The 25,055-nt window shown below is 72.7% G+C and carries 25 protein-coding genes; 19 read left to right on the top strand and 6 right to left on the bottom strand.

The features are described 5' to 3' along the window. The first annotated feature begins 21 nt into the window (after positions 1–21). A complete protein-coding gene (locus tag ACIBEJ_RS05570) occupies positions 22–642 on the top strand; it encodes a YigZ family protein (RefSeq protein WP_397181395.1) in 621 nt (206 codons plus the stop codon). Between the two features lie 43 nt (positions 643–685). Further along, a complete protein-coding gene (locus ACIBEJ_RS05575; protein WP_397181396.1) occupies positions 686–1,720 on the top strand; it encodes a DUF4037 domain-containing protein in 1,035 nt (344 codons plus the stop codon). Here ACIBEJ_RS05575 and ACIBEJ_RS05580 read toward each other — a convergent pair. Next, complete coding sequence (locus ACIBEJ_RS05580) at positions 1,692–2,498, bottom strand: MerR family transcriptional regulator (RefSeq protein ID WP_397181397.1); 807 nt, start codon at positions 2,496–2,498, stop codon at positions 1,692–1,694. The two genes, ACIBEJ_RS05575 and ACIBEJ_RS05580, sit on opposite strands and share 29 nt — an antisense overlap. 130 nt (positions 2,499–2,628) lie before the next feature. Between ACIBEJ_RS05580 and ACIBEJ_RS05585 the strand changes: the two genes are divergently transcribed. Further along, entirely contained in the window at positions 2,629–3,414 is a 786-nt protein-coding gene (locus ACIBEJ_RS05585; protein WP_397181398.1) for an alpha/beta fold hydrolase, read from the top strand. A gap of 14 nt (positions 3,415–3,428) precedes the next feature. Here ACIBEJ_RS05585 and ACIBEJ_RS05590 read toward each other — a convergent pair whose 3' ends face one another. Then, positions 3,429–4,352 carry a CU044_5270 family protein gene (locus ACIBEJ_RS05590; protein ID WP_397181399.1) on the bottom strand — a complete coding sequence of 308 codons (924 nt, stop codon included), beginning with the start codon at positions 4,350–4,352 and terminating at the stop codon, positions 3,429–3,431. A gap of 396 nt (positions 4,353–4,748) precedes the next feature. Between ACIBEJ_RS05590 and ACIBEJ_RS05595 the strand changes: the two genes are divergently transcribed. From ACIBEJ_RS05595 to ACIBEJ_RS05635, 9 genes are all read left to right on the top strand, one after another. Further along, positions 4,749–5,900: an ROK family transcriptional regulator gene (locus ACIBEJ_RS05595; RefSeq protein ID WP_397181996.1), complete on the top strand. Its 1,152-nt coding sequence runs from the start codon at positions 4,749–4,751 to the stop codon at positions 5,898–5,900. Between the two features lie 175 nt (positions 5,901–6,075). Continuing rightward, a complete protein-coding gene (locus ACIBEJ_RS05600; RefSeq protein ID WP_397181400.1) occupies positions 6,076–7,368 on the top strand; it encodes an extracellular solute-binding protein in 1,293 nt (430 codons plus the stop codon). Then, complete coding sequence (locus tag ACIBEJ_RS05605; RefSeq protein ID WP_397181401.1) at positions 7,368–8,303, top strand: carbohydrate ABC transporter permease; 936 nt, start codon at positions 7,368–7,370, stop codon at positions 8,301–8,303. Before ACIBEJ_RS05600 ends, ACIBEJ_RS05605 begins: the two co-directional genes overlap by 1 nt. After that, positions 8,300–9,115, top strand: coding sequence for a carbohydrate ABC transporter permease (locus tag ACIBEJ_RS05610; RefSeq protein WP_397181402.1), 816 nt, complete (start codon positions 8,300–8,302; stop codon positions 9,113–9,115). The genes ACIBEJ_RS05605 and ACIBEJ_RS05610 overlap by 4 nt, the downstream gene beginning before the upstream one ends. Next, on the top strand, positions 9,112–10,554 hold the full coding sequence (locus ACIBEJ_RS05615) for a glycoside hydrolase family 3 protein (protein ID WP_397181403.1): 1,443 nt from the start codon (positions 9,112–9,114) through the stop codon (positions 10,552–10,554). Before ACIBEJ_RS05610 ends, ACIBEJ_RS05615 begins: the two co-directional genes overlap by 4 nt. Next, positions 10,551–12,815: a family 20 glycosylhydrolase gene (locus ACIBEJ_RS05620; protein WP_397181404.1), complete on the top strand. Its 2,265-nt coding sequence runs from the start codon at positions 10,551–10,553 to the stop codon at positions 12,813–12,815. The genes ACIBEJ_RS05615 and ACIBEJ_RS05620 overlap by 4 nt, the downstream gene beginning before the upstream one ends. A gap of 18 nt (positions 12,816–12,833) precedes the next feature. Continuing rightward, on the top strand, positions 12,834–14,702 hold the full coding sequence (locus tag ACIBEJ_RS05625; protein ID WP_397181405.1) for a family 20 glycosylhydrolase: 1,869 nt from the start codon (positions 12,834–12,836) through the stop codon (positions 14,700–14,702). 131 nt (positions 14,703–14,833) lie between these two features. Beyond that, positions 14,834–15,157, top strand: coding sequence for an ArsR/SmtB family transcription factor (locus tag ACIBEJ_RS05630; protein ID WP_397181406.1), 324 nt, complete (start codon positions 14,834–14,836; stop codon positions 15,155–15,157). Beyond that, a complete protein-coding gene (locus ACIBEJ_RS05635; protein ID WP_397181407.1) occupies positions 15,135–15,938 on the top strand; it encodes an SRPBCC family protein in 804 nt (267 codons plus the stop codon). The genes ACIBEJ_RS05630 and ACIBEJ_RS05635 overlap by 23 nt, the downstream gene beginning before the upstream one ends. 153 nt (positions 15,939–16,091) lie before the next feature. Here ACIBEJ_RS05635 and ACIBEJ_RS05640 read toward each other — a convergent pair whose 3' ends face one another. Next, positions 16,092–17,258, bottom strand: a complete 1,167-nt coding sequence (locus tag ACIBEJ_RS05640) for an MFS transporter (RefSeq protein WP_397181408.1) — start codon at positions 17,256–17,258, stop codon at positions 16,092–16,094. A 53-nt stretch (positions 17,259–17,311) separates the two neighbouring features. On the opposite strand from ACIBEJ_RS05640, the gene ACIBEJ_RS05645 reads away from it, so the two are divergent. From ACIBEJ_RS05645 to ACIBEJ_RS05660, 4 genes are all read left to right on the top strand, one after another. After that, the gene (locus ACIBEJ_RS05645) at positions 17,312–17,671 is read left to right on the top strand and encodes a MerR family transcriptional regulator (protein ID WP_397181409.1); all 360 of its coding nucleotides are present in this window, start codon (positions 17,312–17,314) and stop codon (positions 17,669–17,671) included. 225 nt (positions 17,672–17,896) lie between these two features. After that, positions 17,897–18,961, top strand: coding sequence for a hypothetical protein (locus ACIBEJ_RS05650; protein WP_397181410.1), 1,065 nt, complete (start codon positions 17,897–17,899; stop codon positions 18,959–18,961). A gap of 53 nt (positions 18,962–19,014) precedes the next feature. Continuing rightward, positions 19,015–19,665: a TetR/AcrR family transcriptional regulator gene (locus ACIBEJ_RS05655; RefSeq protein WP_397181411.1), complete on the top strand. Its 651-nt coding sequence runs from the start codon at positions 19,015–19,017 to the stop codon at positions 19,663–19,665. Continuing rightward, positions 19,653–19,937: a DUF6204 family protein gene (locus ACIBEJ_RS05660; protein ID WP_397181412.1), complete on the top strand. Its 285-nt coding sequence runs from the start codon at positions 19,653–19,655 to the stop codon at positions 19,935–19,937. Before ACIBEJ_RS05655 ends, ACIBEJ_RS05660 begins: the two co-directional genes overlap by 13 nt. Here the strand turns inward: ACIBEJ_RS05660 and ACIBEJ_RS05665 are convergent. Next, a complete protein-coding gene (locus tag ACIBEJ_RS05665; RefSeq protein ID WP_397181413.1) occupies positions 19,918–20,325 on the bottom strand; it encodes a hypothetical protein in 408 nt (135 codons plus the stop codon). The two genes, ACIBEJ_RS05660 and ACIBEJ_RS05665, sit on opposite strands and share 20 nt — an antisense overlap. 125 nt (positions 20,326–20,450) lie before the next feature. Here ACIBEJ_RS05665 and ACIBEJ_RS05670 point away from each other — a divergent pair, with 125 nt between their 5' ends. The 3 genes from ACIBEJ_RS05670 (at position 20,451) to ACIBEJ_RS05680 (ending at position 23,333) form a co-directional block, all read left to right on the top strand. Beyond that, entirely contained in the window at positions 20,451–21,248 is a 798-nt protein-coding gene (locus ACIBEJ_RS05670) for a helix-turn-helix domain-containing protein (protein ID WP_397181414.1), read from the top strand. A 74-nt stretch (positions 21,249–21,322) separates the two neighbouring features. Continuing rightward, the gene (locus ACIBEJ_RS05675; RefSeq protein ID WP_397181415.1) at positions 21,323–22,684 is read left to right on the top strand and encodes a hypothetical protein; all 1,362 of its coding nucleotides are present in this window, start codon (positions 21,323–21,325) and stop codon (positions 22,682–22,684) included. Between the two features lie 337 nt (positions 22,685–23,021). Then, complete coding sequence (locus ACIBEJ_RS05680) at positions 23,022–23,333, top strand: helix-turn-helix domain-containing protein (protein ID WP_397181416.1); 312 nt, start codon at positions 23,022–23,024, stop codon at positions 23,331–23,333. On the opposite strand, the gene ACIBEJ_RS05685 is transcribed toward ACIBEJ_RS05680, so the two are convergent. Both ACIBEJ_RS05685 and ACIBEJ_RS05690 read right to left on the bottom strand, forming a co-directional pair. Beyond that, entirely contained in the window at positions 23,252–24,286 is a 1,035-nt protein-coding gene (locus tag ACIBEJ_RS05685) for a tyrosine-type recombinase/integrase (protein WP_397181417.1), read from the bottom strand. The genes ACIBEJ_RS05680 and ACIBEJ_RS05685 overlap by 82 nt on opposite strands. Before the next feature lie 404 nt (positions 24,287–24,690). Continuing rightward, a complete protein-coding gene (locus ACIBEJ_RS05690) occupies positions 24,691–25,038 on the bottom strand; it encodes a 5-carboxymethyl-2-hydroxymuconate Delta-isomerase (protein WP_397181418.1) in 348 nt (115 codons plus the stop codon). Positions 25,039–25,055: the final 17 nt, after the last annotated feature.

The raw sequence follows: 25,055 nt of genomic DNA on the forward strand, positions 1-25,055 counted from the left end.
TAAAGGCGCTAGGTTGGGGAAATGCCCCACTCCTACCTCACCCTCGACACCCTCATCGAGCACGAGAGCGAGGTACGGCGTTCGCGCTTCGTCTGCGCGGCCGCCCCGGCCGGGAGCGTGGAGCAGGCGCAGGCGTTCATCGCCGAGCGGCGGCGCCTGCACCCCTCGGCCACCCACAACTGCTCCGCCTACGTGATCGGCCAGAGCGTGCAGAAGGGCGACGACGACGGCGAGCCGGGCGGGACGGCGGGCACGCCGATGGTGCAGGCGCTGGCCGGGCGGGGTTTCAGCGACGTGGTGGCGGTGGTGACGCGCTACTTCGGCGGGGTGCTGCTCGGGGCGGGCGGTCTGGTGCGCGCCTACGGCTCGGCGGTGACCGAGACGCTGGACCGTGCCGAGCCGGTGCGGATGGTGCCGGCCAGGCTGATGCGGGTGTCGGTGGCCCACGATCAGGCGGGCCGGGTGGAGAACGGCCTGCGGGCGTCGCGGTTCGCGGTGCGTGAGGTGGCCTATGGGGCGTCGGTGGTGTTCTCGGTGGCGGTCGGCGCCGATGAGGTGGCGGCGTTGCAGGCGTGGGTGGCGACGCTGACGGCGGGGCGGGCGCTGGTGGAGGCGGGCGAGGCCATCCACGTCCGGGGCTGAATATTGGGGTGAGCTTTGGGGGCGGGTCAGGCAGAGTTGACGAATGATGTCCGATTTCGTGCCTGGTCTTGAGTTGTCCCGCGCCTTCTATGGCGAGGTCGTGGCTCCGCTGGTGGGGGCCGTGCCGCACAGTGCGGCGCTCATCGGTCCCGGGTCTGAGGTGCTGGCGTTCGACACCGAGCGTTCGGCTGATCATGACTGGGGGCCGAGGGTGCTGGTGTTCGTGGCGGGCGGGGATGTGGCGGCGGTGCGGGCCGCGGTGGCGGCGGGGCTGCCGGAGCGCTTCGGCGGGTATCCGACGGTGTTCGGGTATCGGGGGCGTTCGCGGCCTGGGGTGCGGGTGTGTGAGCTGGGGGCCTGGCTGGAGGGGGTGCTGGGGTTCGATCCGCGGGGCGGGGTGTCGTTGCTGGACTGGTTGTCGCTGCCGTGGCAGAGCCTGGCGGAGGTGACGGGCGGCGAGGTCTTCCACGATGGGCTGGGGGAGCTGGGGGCGGTCCGGGAGGCGCTGAGCTGGTATCCGCGTGATGTGTGGCGGTATGTGCTGGCGTGTCAGTGGATGCGGATCGCGCAGGAGGAGCCGATTCCGGGGCGGTGCGGCGAGGTGGGCGACGAGCTGGGGTCGGCGGTGGTGGGGGCGGGGCTGGTGCGTGAGGTGATGCGGCTGGCGTTGTTGCTGCGGCGGCGCTATCCGCCGTATGCGAAGTGGCTGGGTAGTGCGCTGGCTCGGGTGCCGGGGTCGGCGGAGCTGGGTGAGGCGCTGGCGGTGGCGGTGGGCGGGCGTTCATGGCGGGAGCGGGAGGAGGGGCTGGCGCGGGCGTATGGGCGGGTGGCGGCGTTGCAGAACCGGATGGCGCTGGCCGAGCCGTTGGATGCGCGGGTGCGAGGGTTTCACGACCGGCCGTTCTTGGTGATCGGCGGGGAGAGGTTCGCGCGGGCGTTGCTGGCGGCGGTGTCGGATCCGCAGGTGGCGGCGTTGCCGGTGGTGGGGTGTGTGGATCAGGTGTCGGAGGGGGTGGAGGTGGTGCGGCGGCCGCGGGTGGCGCGGGCGGTTACGGAGGCGGCGTTGCGGGCGGCGTGAGGGGGAGCATGAGCTGGGTGAGCTGCTGGTCGGGTGGGGTGGTGGCGGGGTCGGTGAGGTAGACCTCGCGCAGCGGGCCGGTGGGGTGGTGGCCGTGTTCCGCGCACCAGGTGAGGAGGGTGTGGGCGGTGAGGGGGATCTGGTCGTAGGGGCCGGTATGGGTGGTGGTGGCGAAGGTGCCGCCGGGCAGGTGGGTGTGGTGGAGTCCGGGGGTGGTGGGGGGTGGGGTGTCCGGGGTGGTGGTGAGGGTGGCGGTGATGTGGAGGGGGTCGTCGAGGTCGAGGGGGAACAGGCCGGTGAGCTGGGGTGGCCGCTGGGTGGGGGCGGCGGACAGGAGGCGGGCGATGGCGGTGGAGGTGGCGCGGGGGATGTCGTGGGGGCCGGTGGCGGGTTCGCGGGTGAGCAGGACGGTCTGGGTGGGCTGGGTGGTGAGGTGGACGGGGGTGTCGGGCAGGCCGTGGGTGATGAGGTGGTGGAGGGAGGCGAGGGTGCGGCGGCGGCGGTCGAGTTCGGTTTCGAGGTCGTGGCGGACGCGGTCGAGGGCGTGGGGGGTGCCGTTCAGGACGTCGGCGATGGTGGCGAGGGGGACGTCGAGGGAGCGCAGCAGGCCGATGGTGAGGGCCTGGCGGGCTTGGGCGGGGTGGTAGTGGCGGTAGCCGGTGTCGGGGTCGACGTGGGCGGGGGTGAGCAAGCCGCGTTCGTCGTAGTGGCGGAGTTGTTTGATGCTGAGGCGGGTCAGGCGGGCGAACTGGCCGATCGGCATGAGGTCTGCGTCCACGTGCTCCAGGATGGTCCATCGGCGGGTGGGGTCGGTCCTTGGCTTCGTGCGTCGTGCGATGAGTTTTCCCTGGGTGGAGGGTCTGTCTGGTGGGCGGGGGTGTTCGCGTAGCCGTACAGGAGGTTCAGGGATGACGGGTTTCGTCGAGACCGCGCAGGGTGTGCGTATCGCCTACGACCGGGAGGGCAGCGGGCCCGCGGTGATTCTGGTGGGTGGGGCGGGGCAGTTTCGTGCGGTCGATCCGGGGACGCGGGCGCTGACGAGCGAGCTGGCTAGGCGTGGGTACGACGTGGTGCACTACGACCGGCCGGGGCGGGGGGACAGCGGGGGCGAGGCGCCGTTCACGCTGGAGGGTGAGGTGGCGGCGGTGCGGGCGCTGGTGGAGATGGTCGGGGGGCGGGCGTCGCTGTTCGGCAGTTCTTCGGGTGGGGCGATCGCGCTGGCCGCGGCGGTGGCGGTTGCCGGGGTGGAGCGGTTGTTGTTGTGGGAGGTGCCGCTGGGCGCTGAGGAGGGGGAGGACGGGGCGGCGTTTCTGGCGGAGATCGATGCGCTGGCGGCGTCGGGGGATCGGGAGGCGACGTTGCGGCGGTTCATGGCGGGGATGCCGCCGGAGTGGTTCGAGGGGATGCGGAACGGGCCGGCGTGGCCGATGTTCGAGCGGATGGCGCCGAGTGTGCGGGCGGATGCGGAGGCGCTGGCGTGGACGCAGTCGGCGCCGCGGCGGCGGTTGTGGGCTCGGGTCGAGGTGCCGGTGGTGGTGTTGCTGGGGGCGGGGGCTTTTCCGTTCTTCGCCGAGGCGGCGGATTCGATGGTGGCGTCGCTGGGGCGGGCGGAGCGGGCGGAGGTGCCGGGTGCGGGGCATGGGTGGGAGCCTGCCGATCTGGCGAAGGCTCTGGCGTCTCATCTCAGTCCGTGAGGGCGCGGCGGCCTTCACTCGGTGGAGGGCGGGGAGGGCCGGGTGTCGGTCCAGCCGGACTCCAGGATCGTGGTGAGCTGGTCTGCCTTGTGAGGTATGCGGGTGATTTCGTAGGTGAGGACCTGGGAGGTGCCGGGGTCGATGATGAGCCGGCCCTGGGTGGGCTGGCCCTGCTGGATGGGGAAGGTCACGGCGATGCCCGGCCGTCCCTGCGGGTCGGTGGCCGCGCCTTCGACCTGTACGGCGGGCAGGGTCGCGAGCGCCTGGTAGGCGGCGCTGCGCACCTGTGGGGAGGCGGGCAGTTCGTACAGGAGTGATGCCAGGGTGCGTGGCAGGCCGTCCTGTGCCGGTCCGGCGAGATCCCGGTCGCTGCCGATCGCCTCAGTGGCCCGTTTCTTCAGTGCTTCGGGGTCGGCGGGCAGTGCCTCGATCTGTTTGATGGTCAGGGGCAGGGCGCTCCAGTGGAGCTTGCGTTCTCCTTTGAGCCGGGTGAGTGTGCCCTGGCCGGGTGTGGTGGAGTGGAGGCCGCCGTCCTTGCCCATCGGCCATTGGGCCGGGGAGCCGTCGCGGCGCCAGGCCTCCAGGTCGAGGGGGCGGGCGGCCAGTTGCCTGTGGCCGATCCAGATGCGGCCGTTCTTGGCCACCCAGGTCTCGGTGAGGTGGGAGGTTCGCAGGCGGTAGGTGGTGGTGCCGTAGGGTCCCGCGGTGCCTGTGTAGAGCTGCTTTAGGCGCCAGTACGCGCCTTCGGGGGCGGTTCGGGCTGTGGCGGCGGCGGCCAGGAGGATCGAGGTGGTGTCGCCGGGTGTGGGGGTGGGCGTGGCGGTGAGGGTGATCTGGCCGAGAAGGAGCGCCGCCGCCGCGGCCGCGATGAGTGCGATGGCGCGGGCCGGCCGTGTCAGGGGCCGGGTCGCGCGGTGCGGGCGTGTCTGGGGGGTCATGATCGCCGTGCGTAGTTCGCACCCGGCGGGCCACTCCGTACAGCCACAACAGTGCCTGCTCGCCCTCGGGCACGTCGCCGATGCGCCGCCAGGCGGTGAGGAAGGTCTCGGAGATGACGTCGGGGGATTCGGTACGGCGTGCGGCGTACTGGTGGATCGCCGGCTAGTAGGTGTCGTAGATCGCTTCGAAGCGATCTCGGTGGGTCACAGGGTCTCCTTGCCGAGGGGTGCCGGGCATCTGGTTGATGTCCGGCACAGCTCGGAGTGTGACGTTCGGGGCGCGGGAAGATGATCCGTTGTCGGGGACGGTTCGGAGGGACGCTCCGAAGTTACCCGCTGGTAGTAATACTTTGTTACTTGATTTGGTAATGGAGTGTTACTAGCGTGGGCGTCGTGATGAGGAAGAGCGCGAACGCTCCGCTGCTGAGACTGCTCAACGCCCAGACGGTCTTCGACGTGATCCGCAGAGAACGTCCGATCTCACGGGCGGAGGTGGCCCGCCTGACCGGGATGGCCAAGCCCACCGTCTCGAACGTGCTGAGCGATCTGCTGCAGGCCGGGCTGGTGCGCGAGAGCGCCGATGGTGTGGCCCGGCAGCGGGGCAACACGTTCGAGCCCGTGCCCGAGGCCGCCTACGTGCTCGGTGTGGACGTCGGGGCCCGGTTTCTGCGGGCGGCGCTGGCGGATCTGAGCGGGACGGTGCACGCGCGCGGCGCCGTACCGCATGGGGGCGACACCGCGCAGTTGCCCGACCTGGCCCTGGGCCTGCGCAACCGGCTGCTGGAGGAGGCGGGTGTCGTTCTGCCCGCTCTGGAGGCGACGGTGATCGGCGTGCCCGGCATCATCAACCCCGAGGACGGCAAGATCTGGCGGCTGAACCCGGAGCGGACCGAGACCTATCCGATCGTGGCCGCGATGGAGCGCTCGCTGGGTCACCCGGCGGTGGTGGAGAACGACATCAACCTGGCCGCCATCGGTGAGCAGTGGCGGGGGCTGGCGGCCGGGGTGGACGACTTCGTGTTCCTGTCGATCGGGACCGGTGTCGGCATGGGTCTGGTCCTGCGGGGCCGGCTGCACCGCGGCCACCGGGGCGCGGCCGGCGAGGTCGACCTGCCCGGCGACGCCGCCAGCGCCGCCGAGCACGCCATGCTCACCTACGCCGCCGAGCACCACGGGCTGCGCGACACCAGCCCGGAGGAGATCTTCGCCCGTGCCGCCGCGGGCGATCCCGCGGCCATCGCGGTGCGCTCCGAGCAGGCCCGGCGCATCGCCGCCTACATCAGGCCGATCGCCCGCATCACCGACGTCGAGCTCGTCGTCCTGGGCGGCGGCATCGGCATCCACTGCCAGGAACTCCTGGAGGAGGTGCGGACGGAACTGGAGCGGTGCGTGCACTACCCGCCACGGCTGGAGATCTCCGCGCTCGGTGACACCCCTGTGCTGGTCGGTGCGCTCGCGCTGGGCATCCAGGACTGCGCTAGCCGGCTGGTCGCCAGCCGGCTGCGGGGCGAGAACGAGGAGGCGCCTGCGGCCGACCAGCTCGGTTAGATTCGCGGCGCGGCTGGGGCCGCCCGGTTTCACCTTCCCGCCAGGGCGGCAGCGCGCCGCCCTCGCCCGGGTCGTGAGCGTCCGCTGCTCCCCGGGCCCCATCACCGTACCGATTTCGGGGGATGGTCTGCCGTCGCGCCCATGCGCGCGGCCTGCTTCTGGAGGAAGAACAATCATGAAATCCCGCATCGTGTTGGCGTGCGTGGCCGTTTCGGCAGCCTCCGCGTGCGGCGCCTCGCCGACCTCGGGCTCCGCTCCGACGGCCACGGCGGACAAGCCCGCCTCGATCACCGTCTGGCTGCAGCCGGAGGCCCAGGACACCTGGCCCGAGGCCCTCAAAGCGGCCAACGACACCTTCACCGCCAAGACCGGCGTACAGGTGAAGGTGGAGACCCAGCAGTGGGGAGACCATCTGACCAAGCTCGACACCGCCCTGGCCGGCGACAGCCCGCCCGATGTGGTGGAACTCGGCAACACCGAGATGGCCCGCTACATGGCCGCGGGCGCCTTCGCCGACCTGACGGGTGACAAGAGCCGCTTCGAGAACTCCGCCACCTGGGTGCGGAGCCTGACCGACTCGGCCACCTTTGAGGGCAGGCTGTACGGCGTGCCGTACTACGGCGGCAGCCGGGCGGTGATCTACAACAAGGAGCTATTCGAGAAGGCCGGCGTCACCGAGACCCCCCAGACCATCGACGAGCTCATCGCCGCGGGCGAGAAGCTGATGGCGGCCAACCGCGGCAACCCCAACTTCTCCGCCTTCTACCTGCCAGGCCGCTACAGCTGGGCAGGGCCGGGCTCGTTCGTCGAGGGGTTCGGCGGCAAGGTCGCCGTCCAGGAGGGTGGCAAGTGGCGCGGCACGCTCAGCTCGCCGCAGGCCGTCGCCGGACTCACCAAGTTCAAGGAGCTGGCCGGCAAGCTGTCGCGCGCCGACAAGCGGGGCGACGATTCCAAGCAGGACCAGACCTTCGCCCAGGGCAACGCCGCCATGCTGCTCGGCCTGGGCCGCGAGGTCTCGCGCATCCTGGACCCCGCCCAAGGCGGCAACCCCGAGCTGAAGGGCAAGATCGGCGCCTTCCCGCTGCCCGGCCCGGCGGCGGGCACCCCGATGCCGGCCTTCATCGGCGGCTCCGATCTGGCCGTGCCGGCCAAGAGCAAGCACCGGGACCTGGCCCTGCAGTGGGTCGCGGCCTTCACGGGGACGTCGGCGCAGACGGCCATCGCCGGCAAGAGCCTGGTCCCCAACACCACCACCCTCATCGGCGAGGTGCCCGAGGAGGCGCGCCCGTTCGCCGAGGCGGCCAAGGCGAGCTGGTTCGTCCCGGTCACCGACAACTGGGGGCTGGTGGAGAAGAAGGGCACCCTCACCAACATGATCGTCGACATCCTCACCGGCAAGGCGGACGTGGCGAGCGCGGCCGGGAAGGCCGACGAGGAGCTCACCGCCACCCTGAACGCGGCGTCCTGATGCAGGTCGACACCGTGGCGCGCGCCGAACCCGGACACTCCCGGGTACGGCGGGCACGCCCCCGCAGGCCACGGCGCGCACTGCCCTACCTCCTGCTCGCCCCCGCGCTGGTGGTCATGGCGCTGATCCTCGGCTATCCGCTGGTCAAGCTGGTGCTGGTCTCCTTCCAGCAGTACGGCCTGCGCCAGCTGCTGACCGGCCAGGCCCGCTGGATCGGCCTGGACAACTACACCAGGGTCCTGACCGACCCCTTCTTCTGGACCGTCACCGCCAGGACCGTCGTCTTCACCGCGGTCAACGTCGTGGCGACGATGATCCTGAGCCTGCTGATCGCCCGGCTCATGCTCCACCTCGGCCGGCGCGCCAAGACGATCCTGACCAGCAGCCTGGTCTTCGTCTGGGCCACCCCCGGCATCGTCGCCATCGCCGTGTGGCAGTGGATGGTCGACTACGACTTCGGCGTGCTCAACCACGTGCTCGGACTCGGCCACCACAACTGGTTCGAGGACCCGGTCCAGGGCCTCGGCGTGGTCTCCGCGCTGGTGGTCTGGGGCGCCCTGCCCTTCGCCGTGATCACCCTGCACGCCGCGCTCGTCCAGGTGCCGCGGGAACTGACCGAGGCCGCCCTGATCGACGGCGCCACGAACCGGCAGGTCTTCCTGCACGTAACCTTCCCGATCATCCGGCCGATCTTCGCACTGGTCACCATCCTGGAGATCATCTGGGACTTCCAGATCTTCAACCAGATCTGGGTGCTCAACGGCGCCTCACCCTCCGAGGACTACTACACCCTCGGCATCTACTCCTACCTGCAGTCCTTCGGCGCCAGCAGCTACGGCACCGGCGCCGCCATCGCGGTGATCATGGTGCTCCTGCTCCTGGTAGCCGGATTCGGCTACACGCGGCGCATGGTCCGCTCCGGGGAGGTCTCATGAAGCGCCACCTGGCGACCGCGGCCGCCCTGGCCATCGCGGCGGTGATGTTCTTCCCGATCTACTGGATGATCGCCACCGCCTTCAAGACCGGCCCCGACATCCTGTCGCTGACCCCACAGTGGCTCCCGCTGCGCCCCACCCTCGACAACTTCGCCGCCGCGATCGAGCGGTCCCACTTCCTCGACGCCGTCCGCAGCAGCCTGATCCTGGTGCTCGCCACCGTGCTCATCTCCCTGGCCGTGGCCTTCCTCGCCGCGGTCGCCGTCGCCCGCTTCGCCTTCCGCGGCCGGCGGACGTTCCTGCTGACCCTGCTTGTGGTGCAGATGATCCCGGTCACCGCGATGATCATCCCGCTGTATCTGCTCCTCGACGGCCTCGGCCAGACCGACACGCTGACCGGGGTGATCGTCACCTACCTCACGTTCGTGCTGCCGTTCGCCATCTGGACGCTGCGCGGTTTCATCGTCAACATTCCTTCCGAGCTGGAAGAGGCGGCCCTGGTCGACGGCTGCACCCGCCTGGGGGCGTTCGTCCGCATCGTGCTGCCGTTGGTCGCCCCCGGGCTGGTGGCCACCTCGATCTTCGCCTTCGTGCAGGCCTGGAACGAGTACCTGCTGGCCTACGTGCTGCTGTCCAGCCCCGAGAACCGGACGCTGACGGTGTGGCTGGCCTCCTTCACCACCCGCAACGGCACCGCGTGGGGGCCGCTGATGGCCGCCTCCACGCTGACGGCCCTGCCCGTCGTCATCTTCTTCGTCGCGGTGCACCGCAAGGTCACCTCCGGACTCACCGCGGGAGCGGTCAAAGGATGAACCTTCACCACCTGGCCGACGCCTGCCTGCTGCCCGGATTCGCCGGCCACGACGCCCCCGACTGGGTGCGCGCCCGCCTCGCCGAGGGACTCGGCGGCGTGGTGCTTTACCACGGCAACGTGCGCGACCGCGCCCAGCTCACCCGCCTCACCGCCGGCCTGCGCGCCGCCAACCCGGACGTTCTGATCGCCATCGACGAGGAAGGCGGCGACGTCACCCGCCTCGACCTGGCCGACGGCAGCCCCTGGCCGGGCAGCCTGGCCCTGGGCGTCATCGACGACACCGGCCTGACCGCCGAGGTCGCCCGCCACCTCGGCGCCGACCTCGCCGCCGCTGGCGTCAACTGGAACTTCGCCCCCGTCGCCGATGTCAACACCAGCGCCGACAACCCCGCCATCGCCGCCCGCGCCTTTGGCGACGACCCGGCCACCGTGGCCAGGCACACCGCCGCCTTCGTCACCGGGCTGCAGGAACAACGGGTCGCGGCCTGCGCCAAGCACTTTCCCGGGCACGGCGGCACCACCGTCGACTCCCACCTGGACCTACCCGTCGACGGTGAGGGGCGCGACTACTGGCAGACCGTCGCGCTGCCCGCGTTCCGTGCGGCCATCGCCGCCGGCACGGCCAGCGTCATGACCGCCCACCTTGTCGTACCCGCCTACGACGAGGCACCCGCGACGCTCAGCCGCACGCTCATCACCGACGTCCTGCGCGGCGAACTCACCTACGACGGCGTGGTCGTCTCCGACTCCCTCGAGATGCGGGCCGTCTACGACCACTACGGCATCGTCGAGGCGGGCGTGCGAGCCATCGCCGCCGGGGTCGACGCCCTGTGCCTCGGCGCACGCAACGGCGAAAGCCGTACCGAGCGGCTGCGAGAAGCCCTGGTACAGGCCGTACGGCAGGGCCGGCTGCCCGAGGAGCGGCTGGCCGAAGCCGCCGGCCGGGTGCGGCGCCTGGCCGCCTGGGCCCGCCCGGTCGACGGGCTCGCCCCGGACCGGGAGATCGGGCTGGCCGCCGCCCGGCGCGCACTCCGGATCCACGGCGCGGTACGGCTCAGCGGACCGCCCCTGGTGCTGGAGTTCGAACCCGCCATCACCGACGCGATCGGCGAGACCGGCTGGGGCCTGAGCGCCATCCTGCGAGACCGGCTGCCCGGCACCCAGGCGGTCAAGATCACACCGGACGGTCCCGTCCCGGCGCCCGGCTACGGCCACCCAGTGGTCGTAGTGGTGCGCGACGCGCACCGCCACCCCTGGATGGCCGCAGCGATGGGCGACCTGCTGGCCGCCCACCCCGATGCCGTCGTCGTGGAAATGGGCGTGCCGCACCACCGCCCGGCCGCCCGCGGCTACCTGGCCACCCACGGAGCCTCCCGCGCCTGCGCACTGGCCGCGGTCGAGGTCCTGCTCGGAACCATCGGAGGGAACAGCTCATGATCGGCCGCATCTTGACCGCTCTGGCCCTGACCTGCACCGCGTTAACCGCCCCGGCGGCGGCGCGGGAACATGCCCTGCCGACCGCCCAGGCGGTTGGCAAGGACTCTTCGCTCGTCCCGGCGGGCACCAAGGCTCCGCAGGTCATCCCGGCGATGCGGGAGTGGCAGGATGGGCCGGGCCGCTACCGGTCCGGCCCGCAGTCGCGGGTGCTGGCGCCCACGGCGCTCCGCCGTACCGCTGAGGTGTTCGCCGAGGACCTGGCCGCGGCCACCGGACGGCGGGTCCCGGTGGCCGAACCGGGCCGGGCCCGGCCCGGCGACATCCTCCTGCGGCTGGGCGGCGAACAGCGGGGATACCGCCTGCACGCGGCAGCCGTCCTGACCATCAGCGGCGCCACCGACGGCGACGTCTTCCACGGCACCCGCAGCGCGCTGCAACTCCTGCGGCAGTCGACCGTGATCCCCGGCGGGACCGCGCGCGACTGGGCCGAGGCCGGCGAGCGCACCGTCATGCTCGACGTGGGCCGCAAGTACTACTCGCTGCGCTGGTTACGCGACCACATCCGCGAGCTGGCCTACCTGAAGTACACCACCCTGCAGCTCCACCTGTCCGACGACCAGGGCTTCCGGATCGAGAGCACCCGCCACCCCGAGGTCGTCTCGGCCGAGCACTACACCAAGGCCGAGATCACCGCCCTGATCGACTTCGCCGCCCGGCGCCACATCACGATCATCCCCGAGATCAGCATGCCCGGCCACATGACGCAGATCCTCGCCGCCCACCCCGGCCTGCGGCTGCCCGGCAAGCCAGGCGCGCTGGACCTGTCACAGGAGGCCGCCTGGACCCTGGCCAGGGAGCTGATCGAGGAATACCTGCCGCTCTTCCCCGGGCAGGGGTGGCACCTGGGCGCCGACGAATGGCTGTCCGAACGCGAGATCGGCGGCTTCCCGCAGCTGGAGGCCGCCGCCAAGGCCAGATACGGCCCCCAGGCGCGCGCCCGCGACCTGCTCTACGGCTTCGTCAACACCGCGGGCCACCTCGTACGCGCCTCAGGTAAACGACTGCGGATCTGGAACGACCAGCTCGTCGACGGCTACCACGTCCAGGTCGACCCGGCGGTGGAGATCTCCCACTGGTACGGCGCGGCCACCCCCACCCCGCAGGCGCTGCGCGAGCGCGGGCACCGGGTCGTCAACGCCAACTGGGAACGGCTCTACCACATCCTCGGCATCAGTCACCCCGACCCCGCCGACGTGTACGAGCGCTTCCGGCCCACGGACTTCGCCGGCGGGCACTCCGCCCAGGCCGACGGCGTGCAGCTCAGCGTCTGGGCCGACATCCCGCCCAACCTCGAAGACGAGAACCAGGTGGCCTGGGGCCTGCTCCGGCCGCTGCGCTCGCTGGCCCAAACCGCCTGGGGCAGCACACCGGCAACCGCCCGCTACGACGACTTCGCCCCGCTGATCGAGCTGATCGGCCGCGCTCCCGGCGTCACCACCCCGCTGCGCGTCATCGGCCCCGTCCCCTCCGCCAGCCTGGCCGCGGCACCCGGCCACTCCCTCGACAACCTCCTCGACGGCCGTCCCGGCACCACCTTCCAGAGCCTGCGCCCGGCCAGGCGCGGCGAGGAGATCCGCCTCGACCTCGGCACGGTCCGGCAGCTCGGCTCGCTCGACCTGGTCCTGTCCAGCCGGATCCACGCCGACCTGGAGACCTCATCCGACGGACGGCAGTGGAGCGCGGCCGGCCCGGTGACCGGTCCCGGCGAAATCCACGCCCAGCTCCCCACCGGCACCAGCGGGCGATACGTCCGCCTGCGCCTGACCCGGCCCGCCCCGCCCCTGCGCATCGGCGAGTTCGGGATCACCACCGTCGCCTCAAGCGCGGGAGCACTCAGCTCCTCCCTGCCCGCCCACGACACCCACGGCCTGCACCTGGCCGCCGACGGCGACCCGGCCACCTACTTCTGGGGCGGGCGCGGCATCCGGCCGGGCGACTACCTGACGCTGGACCTCGGCGCCGTCAAGGCGCCCGGCCGGATCGAGGTGCTGATGGCCGACCCCGTCGCCCACCCCGGCGACTACCTCAAGCAAGGCATCCTGGAGAGCTCGGCGGACGGGCTCACCTGGACGACCCTCGGCACCTACCGCGACCAGCCCGAGATCCGGGCCGGCGCCACCACCCCGGCCCGCTACGTCCGCCTGCGCGCCACCGCCGCGCAGCCCGAGTGGGCCATCGTCCGCGAATTCACCGCATCCTGACCCCGACCGGGAGAACCCATGCCCCGCACCCCCCGCATCCTGACGGCGTTACTGCTCGCCGCCGGCATCCTCACCCTCACCCAGCAACCCGCCGCCGCGGCCGCGCCGCCCCGGACCATCCCGGCGCCCCAGCAGTGGAGCGCCGCCTCCGGCACCTACACCCCCACCGCGGCCACCAGAGTCGTCTACGGCACCGGCTCGCTCCGCACCACCGCCGAGCAGCTCGCCGCCGACCTGTACTCGCTGACCGGGCTGAACCCGCCCGTCGTCTCCGGGACAGCCGCCGACGGCGACATCGCCCTGGAGTCCGGCAGCCACGGCGCCGAGGGCTACCGCATGACCATCGGCGCCCGCCTCACCATCGCCGGCGACGGACCCGGCGTCTTCTACGGCACCCAGACCCTCCTGCAGATGGTGCGCCAGCAGCGCACCCTGCCCCGGGGCGTCGTCACCGACGCCCCCCGCTACCGCGACCGCGGCTTCATGGTCGACGTCGCCCGCCAGTTCTACTCCGTGAGCTGGCTGCGCGCCCGCATCCGCGAATTGGCCTACCTCAAGTACAACCAGCTCCACCTGCACCTGAGCGACAACGAGGGCTTCCGCCTGCAAAGCCAGCGCCACCCCGGCATCGTCTCGGCCCAGCACTACACCAAACAGCAGATCACCGACCTGGTCGCCTACGCCGCCCGCCACCACATCACCATTGTCCCCGAGATCGACCTGCCCGGACACGCCCAGCAGATCACCACCGGCCGGCCCGGCCTGGCGCTCAGGCCCGCCCCCGGATGGATCTCCCTCGACCTGTCGCAGCAGGCCGCCTGGGACCTGGCCGACGACCTCATCGAGGAATACCTGCCGCTGTTCCCCGGCAAGATCTGGCACCTGGGCGCCGACGAATGGCTGTCCAACGCGCAGCTCGCCCAGTACCCGGCCCTCGCCGGCGCCGCCCGCGAACGCACCGGCCACGCCGGAGCCACCGGCCGCGACCTGCAGTACGCCTTCATCAACCACATCAACGGCAAGGTCCGCGCCGCCGGCAAGACGCTGCGGATCTGGAACGACCAGCTCGTCGAGAACACCCTGGTCAAGGTCGAGCCCACCGTCCAGATCGAGCACTGGTGGGGCGCCGACGACCCCACCCCGCAGGAGTTCACCGACCGCGGCCACACCCTGATCAACGCCAACTGGAACCGGCTCTACTACATCGTCGGCCACGGCCGGCCCAACCCGGCGACCCTCTACGAGTCCTTCGCCGTCAACCAGTTCGCCCTCGGCGAGGGCGACACCACCATCGGCGCCGCCAACCCGCGCCAGGGCGGCGCCGAACTCAGCCTGTGGGGCGAGCCGGGACTCCACGAACCCGAGAACTCCATCGCCACTAACCTCCGTCCCACCTTCCGCGCCTTCGCCCAGCAGACCTGGGGCTCGCCCAAACCCGTCAGCGCCTACACGGCCTTCACCTCGATCATCGAAGCCGTCGGCGACGCCCCCTCCGGCGCCCCGCCCTCCGGCACCGTCACGGCCGCCAGCTCGATGGGCGCCTACCAGTCCTACGGCGTCGCCAACATGATCGACGCGAACCCCTCCACCCTCTACTGGAGTGACCAGGCCGCGACCGCGGGCGCCTGGGTAGGCGTGGACCTGGGCGCCGCCCAGCCGATCAGCCGCGTCACCGTGCGCATGGCCGACACCGCCCACCCGAGCGACTACCTCCAGCAGGCGAGCCTGGAAGTCTCGGCCGACGGCACCTCCTGGGCGCCGCTGGGGTCGTGCACCGGACAGCGCGAGATCAACCTCACCACGCAGCGCACCGCCCGCCTCGTCCGCCTGCGCGCCACCGCCTCCCAGGCCGAGTGGGTGATCGTCCGCGAGTTCACCGTCTCCTGAACCGGAACCGGCCGCGGGGGCACTGGTGGCAGGGCCCACCGCGGCCGGCACCGCCGAAGCCCGTGTCCGGTCAGACTCCACCACCAGAACATGCCGCTTGCGTTATATAACCCGAGGCGTATACTCGGAGGGTGTTCGACGTTCTCGCGGAACCGGTCAGGAGGCAGATCCTCGATCTGCTGCGCGAGCGGCCCCGTCTGGTCGGGGAGCTGGCCGAGCGGACCGGCCTGAGCCAGCCCGGCGCCTCCAAGCACCTGCGCGTGCTGCGCGAGGCGGGCCTGGTCACCGTCCGCAAGGACGCCCAGCGCCGCTGGTATGAGCTGCGCGCGCAGCCGCTGGCCGAGATCGACGCCTGGCTGGCCCCTTACCGCGGCCTGTGGACGGCGCGCCTGGACGCGCTCGAAGCCCACCTGGAAACCATGGAGGACCGTGATGCACGACCACCTGAGCAGTGACGGCGCCCGCACCAGCCTGCACATGCAACGCCGCCTGCCCCACCCGCCGGAACGCGTGTGGCGCGCCCTGACCGAGCCGGACGAGCTGCGCCACTGGTTCCCCGGCCGGATGAGCATCGACGGCGACCGCATCGTCTACGACTTCGGCCCCGAGGGCCGCGTGCTGGCCTTCGACCCGCCGCGCCTGTTCGCCCACACCTGGGGCGCCGACGAGCTGCGCTGGGAGATCCGCCCCGACGGTGAGGCGAGCGTTCTGACGCTGACGCACACGTTCGGCGACCGCTTTGGCGCGGCCAGCTACGCCGCCGGGTGGCACACGTGCGTGCGGGCGATGGCCGCCGTGCTGGACGGGCGGCCGGTGGCCGGCGAGCGGGACAGTGCCCGCCTGCATGAGGAGTTCGTCGCGCTGCTCGGCCTCGACGGCGCGCAGGCGGACGGGCCGGGCGTGCGTTACGAGCGGCAGCTCACCCGCTCCGCCGCCCAGACCTGGGGGTGGCTGTCGGGTGAGCAGGCCCGGGTGGGTGCGCCGCCGCCGCCGGCGTTCGTGCCGCCGGGGGTGGTGGCGGGCGCGGTGGTCGCGCTGGAGAGCGGCAAGCTCGTGCGCTACGGCGCCGCCGGCGGCACCATCGGCTGGGAACTGGCCGAGGGCACCGGCCAGGGCCCCCGCCTCATCGTCACCGACACCGCGCAGGCGGCTCCGGCGTCCGCCTGGCGCACCCACATCGAAGCCCTGTCGGCCGACCTGACCGATCTGCCGCCCGAGCAAACGCCCGCCCGGTAATCGCCCACGGCTTGTGGCCGGGCGCCGTTGCGGCGCCCGGCCCGTCCGACGTGAGAAGCGATCCCCCCGACCTGCGCGCGCCGGCGTCGGCGGGTGGCGTGGGGACGGCTTACCGTAACGGAAAAGCGACCGCGACCAAACCACGGACAGCAATCAGCTGACAGAGAGCGTTTCGTTGTCAGGGGAGCGCAGCGGCCCGGCGGCCACCAGCGCGGCGCCCGCCACCAGCACCAGCGCCGTCCACGGCAGCACCCCCGCCCCCGCCGACTCCAGCAGCACCCCGCCCGCCAGCGACCCCGCCGCGATCCCCGCGTTGTACACGGTGGTCTGCAGGGCGGTGGCGACGTCGGCGTCGGCGGCGCCGGTGCGGTCGATGAGGGCGCTCTGCAGCAGCGTCGGCACCCCGCCGAAGGCCAGCCCCCACACCGCCGCAGCCCCCAGCACGATCCCCGGCCACGTCCCCGCGCCCCCGAGCGCCGCCATCGCCGCACCCACCCCCGCCAGCGCCGCCAGCAGCGCCGCGCGCGGCCGCCGGTCGACGAGCGTGCCCGTCAGCCACACCCCCGCCACCGTCGCCGCCCCGAACACCAGCAGCACCACCCCCGCCGCCACCCCTGCCCGCCCGGCCAGCGGCACGAGGTAGGTGTAGACGGCCTGGTGCCCCAGCAGCACGACGAACGTGACCGACAGCCAGCCCCGCACCCCGGCCCTCGCCGTCACCGCTCGCAACGGCAGCCGCCGCGCCGCCGCCTGGCCCGCCACCGGCGGCACCACGCGCGCGACCACCAGCGCCAGCAGCGCCGCGACCGCGGCCAGCACCCCGAAGCAGGCCCGCCAGTGCGTGGCCGCCGCCAGCGCGCTCCCGGCCGGCAGCCCCGCGCACAAGGCCAGCGTGATGCCCGCCGAGACGATCGCGATGGCCCGCCCGCGCCGCCCGGCCGGGACGAGCTGGGCCGCGTACCCGACGAGCATCGCCCACAGGGTGCCGCCCGCCACCCCGGCCGCCAGCCGCAGCGCGAACGTCAGCGGATACCACGTCGACAGCGCCGTCGCGGCGTTGAGGACGGCGAAGCAGGCCAGCACCGCGACCAGCACCGGCCGGCGCGGCAGCGAGCGCAGCGCCGCGGTGACGGGAATCGCCGACAGGAACGAGGTCAGCGCGTACCCGGTGACCAGGAAGCCCGCCTGGCCGGGCGAGACCGCGAGGTCGCGGCTGAGCTGGGGCAGCAGCCCGGCGGGCAGGAGTTCGGTGAGGACGGCGGTGAAGGCCGCGCACGACAGCGCCGCCAGCGCCCCCGCCGGAAGCCGGGTGGTCGACATGCGGCTATCGTGAAACCCTCACATCAGTGTGAAGGCAAGCGCGGGGGTACGGCATGCGGATCGGCGAGCTGTCGCGCCGCACCGGGGTGGCCGCCCGGATGCTGCGCTACTACGAGGAGCAGGGCCTGCTGGAGCCCGAACGGGCCGGCAACGGCTACCGCCTCTACCCGGATGCCGCCGTCTACCGGGTGCAGCAGATCCGGGGCCTGCTCGACTCCGGCCTCACCACGGAGATCATCCGCCGGATCCTGCCGTTCCTGGACGCCGGTGACATCCACCTGCACCCGCAGTGCCTGACGCCGGAGCTGGCGAGCCTGCTGCAGGCCGAGGCCGAGCGCATCACCGCCCGCATCGACTGCCTGGCCCGCAACCGCGACGCCCTGCTGCGCTACCTGTCGGCCGTGCGCGGCTGAGCGTCTGCATCCAGATCCGCGACCAGTACCTGACCTAGACGAACTCCTCGACCGCTTCCAGGCCCTGCCGGCGGCCGCCTTCCCGAACGTCCGGCGGTAGGCGGGCGAACTCACCCCCGGCACCGGGCACCAGCGCTTCGGCTTCGCCCTGGCGTTGCTCCTCGACAACCTCACCCCCATAAAACCGCTGGCCCCGCGCCACCCGCAGTGGTTACGGTCGGCCGGATGCGGATGATATGGCTGTGCGGGCCGTCGGGTGTGGGCAAGACGGCGACCGGGTTCGAGGTGTTCACCCGGCTGGGCCGCGACGGGGTTCCGGCGGCGTACGTGGACACCGACCAGATCAGCCTGATCCAGCCGCCGCCCGCCTCCACCCACCGGGTGCGGGCGGCCGGGCTGGCGGCGCTGCGGCCGGTGTTCGAGGCGGCGGGCGCGCGATGGCTGGTGGTCTCCGGCTACGCCGACACCGCCACGGACGTGCGCGCCTACGCCCCCGTCCTGGCCGCGGACGCCCTTCAGGTACGGCTGCGCGCGGGGGAGCGGGAACTACGCCGCCGCTACCTGGGCCGGGGCTGGCTGCCGGACCTGGTGGAGGACGCGCTGGCCGAGGCGCGCAGCCTGGAGACCTCCGGCGTGGGCGGCCTGGTGCTCGACACCGACGGACTGAGCGTCGCCGAGGCCGCCGAAGAGGTACTGCGCCTGGCCCAGGACCCGGCCACCTGGCCCGGCCCCGCACCACAGCCCAGGCCGGCACCGGCAGCGGCGGGCGGGGGCGAGGTGCTGTGGCTGTGCGGCGCGCGCGGATCAGGCGTCTCCACCGCCGGGTATGAGGTCTTCCGCCAGATGGTCCGCTCCGGCCCGCGCACCGCCTACGTCGACCTGCGCCAGATCGGCTTCCTGCACCCCGGCGCCGGCCAGGACGTCACCGCCGAGACGCTGGCCGCCCTGTGGTCCGTGCACCGCGCCGCCGGAGCCGAACGCCTCGTCGTCGCCGCCGGCCCCACCACCCCGCGGCTTCACGCGCGGGCGCTGCCCGGCAGCGCGATCACCGTCTGCCGCCTGGACGCCACCCCCGCCACCCTCACCGAACGCCTGCGCCTGCGCGCCCAGGGCCAGGGCCCGGCGATCCCCGGCGACGACATGGTGGGCCGTGACCCGCACACGGTGGCCGAGCAGGCCGCCCGCCAGGCCGAGCACCTCCAGCGCGGCGGCGTGGGCGACCTGCACACCGTCACCGACGGCCGCACGCCGCAGCAGGTGGCCGCCGACATCCTGGCCCGGATACCCTGACAGGAAAATATTGAAGTGCATGGCAAAAAGAGAGTGTGGTTAGATTTTCGACCGTGAGCCCAGGACTGCGTGAACGCAAAAGGGAACAGACCCGCCGCCACCTCACCCAGGTGGCCATGGCGCTGTTCGTCGAGCGCGGCTTCGACGCGGTCACCGTCGCCGAGGTGGCCGAAGCGGCCGAGGTCGCGGTCAACACCGTCTACAACCACTTCCCGGCCAAGGAGGATCTCGTCCTGCCGCCGCGCGAGGCCTCGCCGCGCCGCCTGGCCGCGATCGTGGCCGCCCGCCCCGCCGGGGTGAGCGCCGCCCGCGCCGTCCTCGACCACCTGCGCGAGGAGGTACGGCGCCGCGAACCGGCCGTCGGCCTGAGCGAGGGCTTCGCCCCGGTGTTCCTCATGATGCGCGCCGCCCCCACCCTCACCGCCCGCCTGGAGGAGCTGGGCCGCCAGATGAGCGCGGAGCTGGCCGCCGAGCTGGAACGCGAACACCCCGCCGACCCGCTCGGCGCCCGGATCGCCGCCTGGCAGCTCGGCGCGCTGCACGCCCTGGTCTACACCGAGATCGGCGCCCGCGTGGCCGCCGGGCAGCCGCCCGAGCGCATCGCCGCCGGCGTTCTGGCCCTGCTGGAGGCCGCCGAGCGCACGCTGGGCGGGCCACTGCTCGGCTATGCCGTACGAAAGGATGATCCGTCATGTTCCGTGTGACCGTGCGAGGCAGCTTCGGCCCGCTCGACGAGCGGGCCAGGACCGCGGTCGAGGCCGCGGCCGGGCCCGCCTACACCCCCGAGGGGACCTTCACCCACGACGCCACCATGGCCGCCTTCACCTTCCGCTGCCAGATCGCGGCAGCGGACGGCGACGGCGAGGCCGAGGCGGAACTGGCCGCGCTGGAGGCGCTGGCCGCGCACGGCCACCCCCACCGGGTGCTGAAGGTCGCCGTCACCGACCTGCGCGAGGTCAAGATCCGGCGGCGGTGAGCGGGCGCGCCCGGCGCAGCCCCGCATACTCCACAACCGCATACACCGCGACCACCGCGGCCCCCACCAGCATGAACGCCACCCCCAGCGCGGTCAGCGGCAGCAGCGGCGAGGCCACCAGCGCCAGCATCGCCACCGCCGACAGCGCGTTGCCCGCCACCGCCATCCCCGCCAGCCGCGCGGGGATGGCCGGATAGCCCGCGATCAGCCCGAGCGCCGCCGCGCCGCCCAGCATCGCCACCCCGAACGGCACCGCCCACGCCACCGGCAGCCCCAGCGGCCCGCTGAGCGGTCCCGCCAGCGCCAGCAGGACCACCCCGAACACCGCCGTGCTCCACCCGTCGACCCGCAGCACCACCCGCAACAGGTCCTGTCCCGCTCCGCGCACCCCGCACTCCCTTGCGATCCGGGCCCCGCACACCCGGGGCCGCCCACCGCCGAGGCTGCCACCGGGCAGGTCATGAGCTCAATGACCTGTCAGGTCATGTCCGGGCGCTGGCTATCCTCCAGCCCATGAACGACTCACACGCCGGAGCCCTGCTGCGCCGCTGGCGGCGCCGGCGCAAGGTCAGCCAGCTCGAACTGTCGCTGCTGGCCGACACCTCCGCCCGCCACCTGTCCTACGTCGAGACCGGCCGCTCACGCCCCAGCCGCACCATGGTGCTGCGCCTGGCCGAGGCGCTGGAGGTGCCGCTGCGCGAGCGCAACACGCTGCTGGTGGCCGCCGGCTACGCGCCCGCCTACCGCGACAGCGGCCTGCAGGAGCAGGGCGGCGCCGCCGTCACCGCCATGCTGGAGACAATGCTGACGGCGCACGAGCCGTACCCGGCGGTCGTGGTCGACCGGCTGTGGAACGTGGTGCGCGCCAACACCGCCCTGGGCGTCCTCATGAACGGCGTCGCCCCCGCCCTGGCCGCCGAAACGCCGAACGTCTTCCGCCTGACCCTGCACCCGGACGGGCTGGCGAGCCGCCTGGTCAACTACGGGCAGGTGCGGGCCCTGTTCCTGCGCCGGCTGCGCCGCCAGGCCGACGCCGGCGATCCGGCACTGCGCGCGCTGCTGCACGAGGTCAGCCGCTACCCGGCGCCCGAGAACCACCACGAACACGAAGAGGAGGAGATGGCCGCCGGGCCGATCCAGGTGCCGCTGCGGGTGCGCACGCCGGTGGGGGAGCTGTCGATGTTCAGCACCATGGCGACCTTCGGCTCCCCGGCCGACGTGACGCTCTCGGAGCTGGCGATCGAGCTGTTCTACCCACTGGACGACTTCACCGCCACCACCCTGCGCCACCTGTCCGCGCAAGCCCTTTAGGGTACGGCGGCGCCGTGTAACCTCCGAACCGCCGCGCGGGAACGCATACCATGCAAGATCACGTCAAAGCCTGCATGAGATCCCTTCACGTGCTCCTGGCGGCCGCCCTCATCGCCGCGGGCGCCGGATGCGGCCGCGACACGGCGGCCGCCGGCACGCTGCTGCTGCCCGAGCGGCCAGGAGAACTCCACCTGGAGCAGATCGTCACCTCCAAGGCCGCCCAGGACCCCATCACCGTCTACGCCGACGACCAGACGCCCGGCGGCAGGACACTGGCCGTCCTGGTGACCGACTCGGAGGACTGGGAACCACCCCTCGACTGGCAACCGCCCCACACGGGAAAACCCATCAAACTGGACAGGCACGAGGCCACCCTCGGCGGATCGGGACAGCACCGCTGGATCACCTGGCCGATCAGGACCAGCCAGGACTTCGAGTCGTACGCCGTGCTCGGCCACAACCTGACCGAAGCCGAACTGACCACCGCGGCCAACGGCGTGGCAGCAGACCCCCGCCGGCCCAGGATCGAGGCCACCCACCTGCCAGCCGGCCTCGGCCTCGTCGCGAACGGCTCGCTGCCCCTCAGCGGCTGGAACACCCAACTCGGCGGCACGGAGCACGTCTGGACCAACCGGCAGGCCCGCGCCAGAGTCTCCGTCAGCCAGCTCCCGGGAGACGCCGCCCTGGAGGTCCTGGCCGGCGCCACGGTCAGGGGAGAGCCCCGCGACATCCGCGGCACCACCGGCCTGGCCGGCGGCGACCTGCTGACCAGCGGATCACTCAGCCTCGACTGGGTCCACCAGGACCGGACCCTCATGATCCCCAAAGTGCGCCTCTGGCGGGAGAACGGCACGATCGTCAAAGTGTCGGCGCTGGGACTGACCGACCCCGCGCTCGACGCGTTCACAGCGTCCCTGCGCCCCGCCACCCCCGAAGCCGTCGAGCAGGCACGCCAGCGCATCCTCGACCACCCGCCCCACCTGCTGTTCCCGCCCGCCGACGGCGAGAACCGCCCCCTGCGCCTGGTCACCCACGGCAGGAACGCCGAACGCGCCTGGGCCGTGAGCGCCGGCCTCGAAGACCGCACCTTCACCTACGCGCTGCGCGTCCTGTCCCGCCACGCCCCCATCGTGGACGGCGGCGGCGGGAGCCTCGACTGGAACCCGGACTACGCCAAGGCGCCGATGACGATCATGCACGACGTCCAGGACCTCGGCCTGCCCAGCGACAGCATCCTCATCGGCTTCGCCGCCACCGGAGTACGCACGGTCCGCATCCGCTACGCCGACGGCACCACGGCGGACCTTCCCCTCGGCCCCGAAGGCGGGCCGGGCGGCGTCCGCTGGTTCTCCACCGAGGTGACATCCCGCCCGTTCACCCTCACCGCCGAAACCCATGACGGCACGACCACCGACACCGTCCGCCGCATCCCCTGACCGGCCCGGCCACCGGTCACCGGAGGGGGAAACCGGCGCCGCCGAGGCCGCCGCCTGGCCCATCGCGCGGCCGCCGGGCGCTTGGCGGGCCGAGTCACGGCCTGCGGGGGTACGGCCCCGCCCTACCTCTGACCGCCACGCCGGCCCCCCAGCCGCACCCTCCGCGGCCGGGCGGGCCCGCTACAGCGCGGTGAGGATGACCGGCGGGCCGGCCACCGCGACCGAGTGCTCAGCGTGGGCCGCACGCGAGCCCATCGCCGCGATCTCCGACGGCGTCTTGATCACCACCATGGCGATAACTATACCGGTATTGTTATCGCCCTGTAGACTGCGTGCCATGGTGCGCCCACCCCTGACCCCCGAAGAACGCCTGCGCGGCGAGCACCTCGGCCTGCTGCTGCGCCAGGCCAGGGGGCCACGCAGCATCGCCGAGGTCGCCGCCGCCGCCGGCATGTCCGCCGAGACCCTGCGCAAGATCGAGACCGGCCGGATCGCCACCCCCGCCTTCTTCACCATCGCCTCCCTGGCCACCGTCCTCGGCATCTCCCTGGACGCCCTCGCCCCGCCTCACCCCGGCGACTTGGGGGAGCGCAGCAGCGGATGGGCCCGCATGGCCACCTCCAGCTCACCCGGCAGCTCATCACGGTAACGGCCCAGCGTCGACAGATCGCTGTGCCCGAGCACCCGCCGCACCGCGTCCATGTCGACCGCGTCGGCCAGCAGATGCGTGGCCGTCGTGTGCCTTAGCCCGTGCGGCGTCACCGAGCGCCGCCGCTCCGGATCCACCCGCGCCTGCACCCGGTCGATCACCGCCTGCACGTCACCGCGCGCCAGCCGCCGCCCCCGCCACGACAGCAGCAACGCCTTGTCCGGCGGCCCGCCCCCACGCTCGCCCGTCAAGTACGCCTCCAGCGCCGCCGCCACATCCGCCGGCAACGGCACATCCCGCGTACGCCCGCCCTTGCCGAAGATCCGCCAATACCGCACCCCGTCATTGGTGTAGAAATCCTCCACGTTGGCCCGCACCAGCTCCGACACCCGAGGCCCCACCGCCGCCAGCAACAGCACGATCAGCCCGTCGCGCAACGGCAGCCGCTGATCACGCCGCCCCCGCCGCCCCTCCTCCTGGGCGTCCGGCTCGCGCGCCGCGCCGATCAGCCCCTGCGCCTGCTCCCGCGTCAGCGCCCGCCGCTCGGCCCGCAGCCCGCCCCGCTCCCGCGCGCTGACCGTCACCGCCGCCATCGGATTGATCTGCACCCACCCGGCCAGCGTCGCGTGCTTGAACAACGCCGAGATCGACCGGCGAAAGCGCGCCTGCGAAGAAGCGCTCTGCAACGAACCGGGGGAGCCCTGCCGGTCGGGGGAGCGGCGCCCGTCCGGCTTGCGGGCGAAGGCCAGCAGCACCGCGTCGACGTCCTCACCCGTCAGGTCGTCCAGCACCGCATCCTCGCCCGCCAGCGCCACCAGCGTCGCCACATCCCGCGCGTAGACCTCCGCCGTGGCCGGCGACAGCGCCCCCGTCACCGTCTTGGCCCGCACCAGCTCCACATAACGGTCCACCGCCTCCGCCACCGTCAACCGGTTGAGCTCCGCCGGCCGCACCCGTCCACCTCCGCCCCGTAGGCAACGCCACCATGGAAAGATCCACAGCCGACGGTAGCGACCGCCACCGACAAAATCGATCAGCCCACCCTCCGGGAGCCGACCCGCCACGACCGGCCGCAGCGACTGCGCGCACCACTGCGCGAACCCGGTCGCTCGCCCCGCCTCCGGCCGCCGTCCTGCCCGGACACCTGACCGCCATGACGCTCGCCGCCGTGGGGCAGACGGTCTGCCTGGTCCCGGCCACACCGCCCCTCAGCGCCGTCGCCCACGCCAGGGGAGCGCACCTGCTGGACATCCCGCTGCCACCCCTGACGATCGTCATGGCCTGGCACCCCCGCCACACCGCCGACGGCACCGACCAGTGGCTACGCGCCGCCGTACACCACACCCCGCGCGGGCCCCTACGGAAGGACCACCTTCTCGTAGACCTCCAGCTCCCGCACCTCACACGTGAGCTGCACCCGCACCCCCTCCACCGGCCGCACATACCGCCCGAGCAGCTCCACCGTCAGCTGCGCCAGCCGCCGCCGCACATCCTCACCACGCCCCGGCAAGATCGCCACCGCCGCGTGCACCATCGCCTCCCGCGCCTCACCCGCGGCGATCACCCCGTCGTCGATCCGGTAGAAACGCGACTTGAACGCCTCCACCCGCCCCCCGGCCACCCGCGCGCCCGCCTCGTGCAACGCCAGCGCGAACCCGCGCCGATCGAAGACCTCACCCACCACGGCCGAATACTCCACCGTCACCTGCGGCACCCCGCACA

Source organism: Nonomuraea sp. NPDC050790 (assembly GCF_044456745.1).
GTDB lineage: Bacteria > Actinomycetota > Actinomycetes > Streptosporangiales > Streptosporangiaceae > Nonomuraea.